A 10,481-nucleotide genomic window follows, 5' to 3' on the forward strand; every position below is an offset into this window, starting at 1 on the left:
GGGAATGCGACCGAGATCGGGTCGGCGACGCGCGACTGGGTCGCCACGACGACGATCAACGCCATCGTCAGTCCTGTGCCGATAGCGAGCAGCGCGCGGGGGATGCGAGACACCGAGGCATTGTGCTCGCCCATGCGCGACGGCAGCCGGCGCAGCACCAGCGCGAAGGTCACCATCGTCACGGTCTCGACGAGGATCTGCGTGAGCGCGAGGTCGGGAGCACCGCTCGTCGCGAACAGCGCAACCATGCCGAGGCCAGTGACCGACACGAGCACAACGCCGGTGTAGCGCTTGCGCGCTTGCACGGCGAACACTGCGGCGATGGCCATGATCGGTGCGACCGCGACCTGGGTCGGCGTGTGCCAGGCAGACAGATTCAGCTGGTCGACGTCACTCGCGAGGAGGGCGGTGACCTCCGCGGCCACGAAGACCACGAAGATGGTGCCGACGTATACCGGGAGCGAACCGCGCTGCGTCAGCGACGTCGTGATGACCGAGAGCCGGTCCACTCCGCGCATGACGAACGCGTACGCGTCGGCCGCAGTGAACGGCAGTATGCGCGGACGGGCATCCCATCCGGTGCGACGGGTGAGCAGGAACAGACCGATTCCGAGCAGAATCGACAGCAGCGAGATGCCCAGCGCCGGCTCGAATCCGTGCCAGAGCGCGAGATGGCCCGGCCCTTCAGTGGGAACTCCCTCGGCATCCAGACCGGGAACCGCCGTGACCGCGTACCCGCGCAGGGCGACATCGACCGCAGGAGCACCGAGCCCGGCCGCGAGAGTGAGGCCGGAGAGGATGATCGGCGCCGACAGGAAGCCGACGGGCGGGTCGGGCCAGACCGTATCCGGCATCCGCTCGCCCTGCTTGTCGCGCTTGCGCCAGAACGCTCCCCACAGGAATCGCACGCCATATGCCGCGGTGAGCATAGACCCGAGGATGACGCCGATCAATGCGACCAGACCCCAGACCGAACCGCCGATGGCGTCATCCAGCAGGCTGGTCAGCGCGGACTCCTTGGCCACGAATCCGATGGTCGGGGCGATGCCCATCATGGATGCTACGGAGATGAATGCCGCTGTCGCCATAACCGGCGCCTGTCTGCCCACGCCGGAGAGCTCGCGGAGATCTCGCGTGGAAAGCTGACGGTCGATGACGCCGATGATGAGGAAGAGCGCCGACTTGAACAGCGCGTGGCCGATGACCAGGGCGAGTCCGGCAAGGGCCGTGGCCTGGGTGCCGTACCCGACCATGACGGTGAAGAATCCGAGCTGGCTGACCGTGCCGAAGGCGAGCACGCGTTTGAGGTCGGTCTCGCGCAGGGCCTGGAATCCGCCGAGCAGCATCGTGAACACACCGAGGGAGATCACGATCGGCCGCCACGGCTCCGAAAGGGCGAAGATCGGCGCGAACCGGGCGATCAGGTAGATACCGGCTTTCACCATCGCCGCCGCGTGCAGATACGCGCTCACCGGGGTCGGAGCCGCCATCGCACCGGGCAGCCAGAAGTGGAACGGGAAGATCGCCGACTTGCTCAGTGCGCCGACCAGAAGCATCACGATCGCGGCATCCACGACCGGACCGGTCGGTGCGATCTCGAGGATCTCGGCGATGCTCGTCGTACCGGCGTCCACCGAGAGCAGCACGACGCCGACGAACATCACGAGGCCGCCGAGCGTCGTCACCAGAAGCGCCTGCAGTGCGGCACGACGGCTGGCGGCACGACGCCGGTAGTGGCCGATGAGCAGGTAGGACAGGATGCTGGTGACTTCCCAGAACATCACGAGCATGACGATGTCGTCGGTGAGGACGAGCCCGTACATGGCGCCGGCGAAGCCGAGCAGCACGCCGGCGAACTGGCCGACGTCGGTGGTGTCGTCGTAGAAGTACCAGCGGCAGTAGAGCAGCACCAGCGCGCCGACTCCGGTGACGATGAGGGTGAGCACCCAGCCGAGCACGTCCATGTGCATCGACAGATTCAAGCCGATCTGCGGTATCCACGAGATGGATTCGAACGGAGCCGGATCCCCCGCCAGCACCTGCGGTGTCATCACGAGCGCGTGCACGAATGCCGCTGCAGGAACAAGCGCGGCGATCGCGAACGCCTGAGCTCCGAGCCAGCGCACCAGAAGCGGAAGCAAGAGCGCCCCCACGAGGAACACAGCAAGGAGCACGATCATCGGCGGCTCCTCAATGGCTCGTCGGCCATCAGAGGCGCAGGCGGGCAGGTTTTTCCCAGTTTACCCGTCGCAGACGACGTGCACACCGAAACTGTCAGCGCACGGGAATACCCGTGGTCGTCCCGCGGCGGAAATGACAGGTGAGGTGAAGCGATTCGGGCGGCTCTCCGCGCAGCATCCTCACCACCTGCTCACCGGCGGCGCGCCCCTTTTCGACGGCCGGCTGGACCATCGTCGTGAGCGCATGCTCACCGATCCCATCGACGCGGATGCCGTCGAAACCGGCCACACTGACGTCCTCAGGAACGCGGAGCCCGAGCTCTTCGGCGGCGCGGATCACACCGACGGCGAGCAGATCGCTCTGCGCGAGGATCGCGGTGGATCGGTTCGCGGGATCGGTCAGCAGTTCGCGTCCGGCGATCACACCCTCGTCGATGGAACTCGCCTTCGCGCCGAATGCGGGCGCGTCGGGGTACACATCGCGCACGCCGATGAGTCGATCGACCGTGACCTCGACCGTGGCGCGCGCGAGACGGTCCGGCGTGATCAGCCCCCGCTGGCGATCGCTGCCGGGAGGCAATGCGACCACGGTGACGTCGGTGTGCCCGAGCCCGTGGACGTGTCGTGCGATCTCGGCTGCCGCTTCGCGGTTGTCGAGAGTGATCTGCGGGATCCCCTCACCGGCGTCGCCTTCGATCACGACGACGGGCAGCCCCCTGCCGCGAACGATATCCAACGACGCGCGGAACCTGTCGGAGCATCCGATCAGCACCGCGGCGTCGACGGGTGCGGTCGTGAGCGCCGACACGTCGTCATCTCCTGGCTCATCGCGCAGCAGCAGGAGCCCCGCACCGAGCGGCGCGATTCCTTCGGTGAGGCCGTCCATCATCGGAATCGTGACCGGATCGAGGAATGCTGCCCGCAGTTGTCCCTCGAGGACGACGGCGACGATTCCGGTGCGTCCGCGGCGGAGCGAGGCGGCCATCGGATCAGGGCCCGTGTAGCCGAGCGTGCTCGCCGCGGCGAGCACGCGTTCGCGCGTAGCATCCGACACTTTCGTCTTGCCACTGAAGACGACGGATGCCGTCGACATCGACACACCGGCCTCGTGAGCGACGTCGGAGAGCGTCGCCCGACGAGAAGCGGATGCAGCGATCATACCTTGAGGATAGCCTCTTCATGTTTTCAAAATCGAATCGATTCGATACCCTCGAGTAATGGAATCCACGCTCAGCCGCGCTCAGTACGTCCACTGGCGCAACGCCGTCTTCGCGATCTTCCTCGCCAGCGGCGTCTCGATCGCGACGTGGGCCTCACGCGTCCCCGATATCAAGCTCGCGCTGGACATCGACAATGCCCAGATCGGGTTGCTGCTGCTGGGAATGGGCATCGCATCGATCATCGGCATCTCGACCGGACCCGCCGTGATGGCGCGCACCGGCGCTCGTCGCGGGATGCTCACGATGATGATCACGCTGTCCATCGGGCTTGCCCTGGTCGGTATCGGTACGAACGTGCTCACCTCGGTGCCGGTGGTTGTCGTGGGTCTCATGCTGTTCGGACTCGGCAACGGCGGCCTCGACGTCATGATGAACGTCGAGGCGACGGCCATCGAACAGGATGCTGGAAAGACGATCCTGCCGCTGTTCCACGCGTTCTTCAGCTTCGGCACCGTGATCGGCGCCGGGCTCGGCTGGATTGCAGCCAATTGGCACATCGCCGTCGCTACACACATCACGATCGTGGCAGCCGCGATCCTCGTCGCGGCGTTCGCGTGCATCGCAAACGTGCCGAACCGCGAAGCCGTGCTCGACCCGGAAGTTCCTGGAGAGAAGCCGCACTGGCGGGCACGCATGCACGATGCCCTGTCTGCGTGGCGCGAGCCGCGCACCTATGCGCTCGGCGTCGTGATGCTCGGGATGTCCTTCGCCGAAGGCGGTGCCAACGACTGGCTCGCTCTCGGCACGGCCGAGGACCACGGCGGCGGAACTGCGATGGGAGCTGCCGCACTAACGGTGTTCTCGGTGTGCATGACGGCCGTGCGGCTCTTCGGCGGACCACTCGTGGACCGCTTCGGCCGGGTGCTGGTGCTGCGCGTACTCGCGGTGGCTGCCGCCGGCGGCATCCTGCTGTTCGTCCTCGCGCCGTCGCTCCTGTTCGTCTTCATCGGTGCCGCGCTGTGGGGTGTCGGCGCATCGCTCGGCTTCCCGCTCGGAATGTCGGCGGCGGCCGATGATCCGGCCAAGGCTGCCGCGCGGGTGAGCGCCGCCGCGACCATCGGCTACATCGCGTTCCTCGGCGGCCCGCCCGTGCTGGGTCTCATCAGCGAGCACATCGGGCTGCTGAACACGCTGTTCATCCTGGTGGCGCTCGTGGTGGCATCCGGACTGTTCTCCGGGGCGGCGAAGCCACTCGCCGAGTCGCCCACGCGAAACCTGAATCAGCGGGCCTGAATCAGCGCGTCTGAATCAGCGCGTCTGGATGAGGCGGGGCGTCGGCCCTTCCAGACGGGCGATGGCGATCTTGACCTCGGACAGCTCATGGTCGACACGAGCGAAACGGGCGTCGACCTCTGTGAACCGGCGATCCATCGAGTCGAACTTGCTGTCCATTCGTGAAATCATCCAGCCGAATCCAGCGAACATCGCGACGATGATCGTCACGGCGCTTCCCAGCACCGCCAAGGTCTCGGCTGACACGATCATTCTCCTATTCTCGCAAGCTTCTGCCGCGTTGTCACGACTCTAAGGTTGACCGCTCACGCGGGCGGCATCGCGAACACGAATTGTGGATAACGCCACCAATTCTCGTTCGGTGCAGGAGGAGTTCAGTCATCGTAAAGCGGTGTCTCGATGGGTACAGGCAGCGAAGACCGGGATTGTCCTGCCGAAACTATCGATCGTTCGGATTCAAGCAGCGCGACGAGCGAGGCCAGATCTCGCTCGAGCGCGAGCTGCAGCCCAGGTGCAAGCTCTGCGCCGCGTACAGCTTCACGATCACCGTCTAGTGGGCCGGTCAGGGTGACGACTGTGCTGGGCTCGCCGTCGACGGCTTCGTGAAGAACCGTGAGCCGGACGCCATCGAGCTCGGTGGTGTCCGCGTACACCCACCCCGGGCCGAGACGGGTAACGGTGAAACGAGTCTCGTCACCACCGACCGCGCGTGAACGGCCCGTCGCGCCGAGACCGAACGGTCCATCAAGGACGAAGTACTCCATACTCGGCGCCCACTCGGGATGGGAAGGGAGATCGCACCACCGCTCGAAAAATCGCGATCCGGGGGCGGCTGAGCAACGAGAGACGCGAGCAATCTCAATCATCGATGATCCTTTTTCTGTCGCGCGGCGGTGTCGCACGGGCATCGCTGTGAGTGTAGGCCCCACCTCAGACATCCCCACCCACCAAGACGAAGTAGGCTCGTCGGGTGCGTCTTGTCATTGCCCGCTGCTCCGTGGATTACACCGGGCGGCTCCACGCCCATCTGCCTCTCGCCACGCGTCTTCTCGTGCACAAGGGCGACGGGTCACTGCTGGTGCACTCGGACGGCGGCAGCTACAAGCCGCTGAACTGGATGAGCCCGCCGTGCACCCTCACGACCGAGGAGCCCGGCGAAGAAGAGGCCAGTGCCGGCGTGATCGATGTGTGGCGCGTGACGCACAAGAAGACTGGTGATGCCCTGCGCGTGCAGATCTATGAGGTGCTGCACGACTCCGCGCACGAACTCGGGATCGACCCCGGCCTGCAGAAGGATGGTGTCGAGGCCGACCTGCAGCGCCTCCTCGCCGAGCAGGTCGATCGCGTGAGCGAGGGCGCGACGCTCGTGCGCCGCGAATATCCGACAGCGATCGGCCCGGTCGATCTGATGGTGCGGGATGCTGGGGGTGCTGCCATCGCGGTCGAGATCAAGCGCCGCGGCGACATCGACGGCGTCGAGCAGCTGACCCGCTACCTCGAACTGCTCGGACGCGATCCGCACCTCGCCCCGGTGCAGGGCGTCTTCGCCGCGCAGGAGATCAAGCCGCAAGCGCGCGTGCTCGCTGAAGATCGCGGCATCCGCTGTCTCGTCCTGGACTACGACGACATGAAAGGCATCGAGTCCGGAGTCCCGCGGCTGTTCTGAGCTCGGTCTGTCACCGAGCGGTGACCAGTCGCGGCGTCGGTCCCTCCAGGCGGGCGATCGAGATCTTCACCTCGGTGAGTTCTTGCTCGACCCGGCCGAGTCGTTCCTCGACGCGATCGAAGCGCGCATCAACCCGCGCATCCTGCGCAGCGAAATGGCCGTCAGTCCGCACCTCCTGCGCGCTGAGCTTGGCGTCGAACCGAGCCTCCTGCGCCGCGAATCCAGCATCCATTCGACGGATCACCCAGGCGAACCCGCCGAAGAGCGCGACGAGGATAGTCGCGAGACTCGCGAGCATCGTCACCAAATCGATCGACACGAACACACCTCCATTCTCTCTCGTGGCGTCCAGGTTGTCACGATGACCGACCGACGACAGGCTCAGCAACCGGGTACCCGAAGCTAGGCTTGAAGCCATGCCCCTCTCCCCCTATTCCTGCGTGCTCTGGGACGTCGACGGCACGATCGCCGACGCGACTCCCGGCATCTTTCCGCGGCTGCTCGAGGTCTTCGCCTCGTTCGATCTGCCAGCGCCGGATGCCGCCGAGCTCCCGCGCTGGGTCGGGCCCCCGATGTACGAGTCGTTCCAGACACTCGCCGGCCTCAGCCCCGATGACGCCGCCGAAGCTCTCACCCGCTACCGCGCCCTCGCCGCACGTGATGGATACGCGGCATCCGTCGACATCTACCCGGGCGTTCCCGATGTGATCCGCGCCGTCGCAGCCGCCGGCATCCCGCAGGCAACGGCGAGCACGAAGCCAGAGAATCAGGTGCGCGCGATCCTCGAGCACAACGACCTGCTGGGGCTGTTCACCGCGATCTCCGGCGCCCGCAGTGGCACGATCGGACGCGCGGACAGCAAGCCGGACGTGATCCGCTGGGCTCTCGAACGCCTTGCGGCCGCAGGCGCCGACACCTCACGGCCGGTCCTCATCGGCGACCGCCACCACGATGTCGAAGGCGCGGTGGAATTCGGCATCCCCGTCATCTTCTCCGAGTGGGGATTCGGCGATGCGTCCGAGGCAGAACGCGCCGCGTTCCGAGCCGCCGATGCCGACGCCCTGCGCTCGCTGCTGCTCCTCGAGGAAGCCGCTTAAGACACAGCACTCCCCGTCGAGGCACGCGGTTGGCATGCGCTCGAACAGGGAGTGCGGTGGATATCGGCCCTCAGATGGGACGGATGTTCTCGGCCTGCAGGCCCTTGGGGCCCTGCGCCACCTCGAACTCGACGCGCTGGTTCTCGTCGAGTGAGCGGTAGCCGCTTGCTTCAATGGCGGAGTAGTGCGCGAAGACGTCGGCGCCGCCGTCATCGGGGGAGATGAAGCCGAAGCCCTTCTCCGAGTTGAACCACTTGACTGTGCCTTGGGTGCTCATGTACTGCCGTTCTGCTGGAATGTCACCGACGCAGGATGCCCCGGCGATGCCCACATTATCTGCGCACAGTCAGAGGGGAATAGCTGTGCGCCGATGTTAATCCAAATGTTGCAACAGCCCCCAAAAAGAAACGGCCCTCACCGCGGGGGGAGCGGTGAGGGCCAAAGACGACCGGAGGGTGCGTCTAAATTACCCTAACTCAGATAGGGCGTCCTTGTCCCCCATTTGGGGGACAAATTTTTCTTTTTCTGCGGATTCATAAGTTGGATCTGCGGACTTATCTGCCGGCAGGGTCGGCAGCGACCGCGGCCACCAGATCCGATCACCGAGCAGGCTGAAGAGTGCCGGGACGATGACCGTGCGTACGACGAGCGTGTCCACCACGACGCCGACGCCGACGATCAGTCCGAGCTGGCCGAGCGTGACCAGAGGCAGCAGGCCGAGAGCGGCGAACACACCGGCCAGCACAATGCCCGCACTCGTGATCACTGCACCTGTGTGCGACACCGCCTGCACCATGCCCTCACGCGTTCCCACCCGTTGCGCCTCCGTGCGCGCACGGTGCACGAGGAAGATCGTGTAGTCGATGCCCAGCGCGACGAGGAAGAGGAACGCCAGCAGCGGCACCTGCAGATCGAGAGCGGGCTGGTCGAACAGCACCCGGCTGAGCCAGGCTCCGGCGCCGATGGCCGCGAGCGCACTGATGAGGTTCACCAGCAGCAGCACGATCGGGGCAACGATCGAACGCAGCAGCACGAGGAGCACGATGAAGCTGACGGCGAGCACGAGCGGTGCGATGAGCAGCAGATCGTGCTGGTTTCCGGCACGGGCGTCCAGATCCGTCGCGATGGCCCCACCGACGAGCGCATCAGCGTTCGGCACCTCGTGGACGACGTCGCGCAGTTCGGTCACCAGATCGAGGCTCTCGCTCGTCCCCGGTGCGTACTCACCGGTCACCATGATGCGGGTCAGATCCCCGTCGTCGGTCTCACCGGTCGGATGCACGCGCACCACCCCGTCGAGATCTTCCACAGCATCCATCACGTCGTCTGCATGCGCGGATGCCGCGACGATGAAGATCGGCTGCGACTCTCCCGGCGGGAAGTAGTCCGAGAGCAGCTCGAGACCGGCAGCCGACTCGGACTGCACTCGGAACTTCTCCACCTGGTCAAGCCCCACAGACGTGCCGATGAGCCCCGCCCCCATGACGGCGAGCAGGACGAAGCCTGAGACCAGGCTCACCACGGGGCGGCGCGAGACGCGGGTCGCGATGCCGTGCCATACCGACTCACGACGCGCGGGCATGCCCGGCTTCGGAACGAACGGCCAGAACACCTTGCGTCCGCAGACGGCCAGCGCCGGCGGCAGCGCGAACAGCACTGCGGCGAGCGCGATCAGCAGCCCCACCGCGGACGAGATGCCGAGACCACGCGTGCCGGGGATGACGGCGAAGACCAGCGTCAGCAGCGCGAGCACGACGGTCACGTTGGATGCCACGATCGCCGGAACCGTCTTGCGCCAGGCAGCGCTGAGCGCTGTGCGGTGGTTCTCGTTCACGGCGAGTTCCTCGCGGTAGCGCGAGATGAGAAGCAGGGCGTAGTTGGTTCCGGCACCGAAGACGAGCACGCTGATGATGCCGGCATCGAACTGCAGGTCCAGCCACGATCCGAGCGCGCCGGTCACCTTCGATGCGAGCTGGTCGGCGAACGCGACCACCGCGAGCGGCAACAGCCAGAGGATGGGCGAGCGGTAGGTGATGATCAGCAGCACAGCAACGATGAGGATCGTCACGAGCAGCAGCGTGAAGTCCGCGCCGTCGAACGACGAGGTGATGTCGGCGCCGAACGCCGGGCCTCCGGTAATCTGCAGCGTCAGTCCGTCGATCGTCGGAAGCTCTGCACGCAGGTCCTTCACGATGTCGGCGGTCTCGGCGTTGTCCTCGCCGACCGTGATGGGGGCGATCACCACTGCCGCCTCGCCGTCATCGCTGACGCTCGGTCCCGATGACTCCAGGCCCGTGTGAGCGTCGAGCACAGGAATGAGATCGCCCAGAGCATCGAGATCGGATGCTGTCAGCTCACCGGCATCCGTCCGTGAAGCGACGACGAGGACGGACTGCTCGTCGGCATCCGGGAATTCGTCGAGCAGAGCGCTCACCTGTGTGGACTCAGAATCGGCGGGCGCCGTCTCATTGCCCGAGGGCGCATCGATTCTGCTGAAGAGGCCGAACAGTGCGACGAAGGCGATGAGGACGATGCCGAGGGAGATCCAGGCGCCTCGACGTGAGGTCAGTCGATCGGGGAGGCGCGCACGCGTTGCTGTCATGGTTCCAGCCCACCAGTGCGCGCACGATCCGACATCGCTCAAAAGGTGGATACTTCGCCATCGCGCAGAGATTCCTAACGCGCTGTTTCACGCTCGTCAACCCCTTCGCGTTATCCCGCAGCGCGTGCGAGCGTGTGAGTACGGATCATCTGATCCCTGACGAAAGGAATGGATCAATGGGCATTGGAGACAAGGCGAAGCACGCCGCTGAAGACATGGCTGGCCACATGAAGGAAGCCGCCGGCAAGGCGACCGACAACGAGAAGCTCGAGGCCGAGGGCAAGATGGACCAGGCCAAGGCCGACATGAAGAAGGCTGGCGACGACGTCAAGGACGCCTTCAACAAGTAACCTGCTCCTCCGCATCACTTGCACGTGAGAATTGGCCTGCCGCACGAAACTCGTGCTGGCAGGCCAATTCTCATGCGGGAGGCCGATTCTCGCGGCTGGCGCGGGCGAGCGGGGCGCGCGGGCGCCCGCGCGG

The 10,481-nt window shown here is 65.7% G+C and carries 11 protein-coding genes; 4 read left to right on the forward strand and 7 right to left on the reverse strand.

The genetic code is table 11. From position 1 onward, the window contains the following. Together ACTIAO_RS04830 and ACTIAO_RS04835 are read right to left on the reverse strand one after the other, a co-directional pair. The coding region (locus ACTIAO_RS04830; RefSeq protein ID WP_441905135.1) for a proton-conducting transporter transmembrane domain-containing protein at positions 1 to 2,180 on the reverse strand (2,180 nt) is incomplete at its 3' end. Positions 2,181 to 2,274: 94 nt separating this feature from the next. Next, on the reverse strand, positions 2,275 to 3,339 hold the full coding sequence (locus ACTIAO_RS04835) for a LacI family DNA-binding transcriptional regulator (RefSeq protein ID WP_441905136.1): 1,065 nt from the start codon (positions 3,337 to 3,339) through the stop codon (positions 2,275 to 2,277). Positions 3,340 to 3,397: 58 nt separating this feature from the next. Between ACTIAO_RS04835 and ACTIAO_RS04840 the strand changes: the two genes are divergently transcribed. Continuing rightward, the gene (locus ACTIAO_RS04840) at positions 3,398 to 4,633 is read left to right on the forward strand and encodes an MFS transporter (protein ID WP_441905137.1); all 1,236 of its coding nucleotides are present in this window, start codon (positions 3,398 to 3,400) and stop codon (positions 4,631 to 4,633) included. A 15-nt stretch (positions 4,634 to 4,648) separates the two neighbouring features. On the opposite strand, the gene ACTIAO_RS04845 is transcribed toward ACTIAO_RS04840, so the two are convergent. Next, on the reverse strand, positions 4,649 to 4,885 hold the full coding sequence (locus tag ACTIAO_RS04845; protein WP_441905138.1) for a response regulator: 237 nt from the start codon (positions 4,883 to 4,885) through the stop codon (positions 4,649 to 4,651). A gap of 122 nt (positions 4,886 to 5,007) precedes the next feature. Next, positions 5,008 to 5,397: a hypothetical protein gene (locus tag ACTIAO_RS04850; RefSeq protein ID WP_441905139.1), complete on the reverse strand. Its 390-nt coding sequence runs from the start codon at positions 5,395 to 5,397 to the stop codon at positions 5,008 to 5,010. 206 nt (positions 5,398 to 5,603) lie between these two features. On the opposite strand from ACTIAO_RS04850, the gene nucS reads away from it, so the two are divergent. After that, positions 5,604 to 6,299, forward strand: coding sequence for an endonuclease NucS (nucS, locus tag ACTIAO_RS04855; protein ID WP_441905140.1), 696 nt, complete (start codon positions 5,604 to 5,606; stop codon positions 6,297 to 6,299). A 10-nt stretch (positions 6,300 to 6,309) separates the two neighbouring features. Here the strand turns inward: nucS and ACTIAO_RS04860 are convergent, their stop codons facing one another. After that, the gene (locus tag ACTIAO_RS04860) at positions 6,310 to 6,618 is read right to left on the reverse strand and encodes a response regulator (RefSeq protein ID WP_441905141.1); all 309 of its coding nucleotides are present in this window, start codon (positions 6,616 to 6,618) and stop codon (positions 6,310 to 6,312) included. 97 nt (positions 6,619 to 6,715) lie between these two features. Between ACTIAO_RS04860 and ACTIAO_RS04865 the strand changes: the two genes are divergently transcribed. Continuing rightward, the gene (locus ACTIAO_RS04865) at positions 6,716 to 7,396 is read left to right on the forward strand and encodes an HAD hydrolase-like protein (RefSeq protein WP_441905142.1); all 681 of its coding nucleotides are present in this window, start codon (positions 6,716 to 6,718) and stop codon (positions 7,394 to 7,396) included. A gap of 70 nt (positions 7,397 to 7,466) precedes the next feature. Here ACTIAO_RS04865 and ACTIAO_RS04870 read toward each other — a convergent pair whose 3' ends face one another. After that, on the reverse strand, positions 7,467 to 7,673 hold the full coding sequence (locus ACTIAO_RS04870) for a cold-shock protein (RefSeq protein ID WP_033105552.1): 207 nt from the start codon (positions 7,671 to 7,673) through the stop codon (positions 7,467 to 7,469). 189 nt (positions 7,674 to 7,862) lie between these two features. Beyond that, on the reverse strand, positions 7,863 to 9,998 hold the full coding sequence (locus ACTIAO_RS04875; protein ID WP_441905143.1) for an MMPL family transporter: 2,136 nt from the start codon (positions 9,996 to 9,998) through the stop codon (positions 7,863 to 7,865). A gap of 176 nt (positions 9,999 to 10,174) precedes the next feature. On the opposite strand from ACTIAO_RS04875, the gene ACTIAO_RS04880 reads away from it, so the two are divergent. Beyond that, positions 10,175 to 10,348 (forward strand): CsbD family protein, encoded by a 174-nt coding sequence (locus ACTIAO_RS04880; protein WP_441905144.1) that lies wholly within the window; start codon positions 10,175 to 10,177, stop codon positions 10,346 to 10,348. The last annotated feature ends 133 nt before the right edge of the window (positions 10,349 to 10,481 follow it).

The sequence above is a fragment of the Microbacterium sp. genome, from assembly GCF_052099035.1.
Lineage (GTDB): Bacteria > Actinomycetota > Actinomycetes > Actinomycetales > Microbacteriaceae > Microbacterium.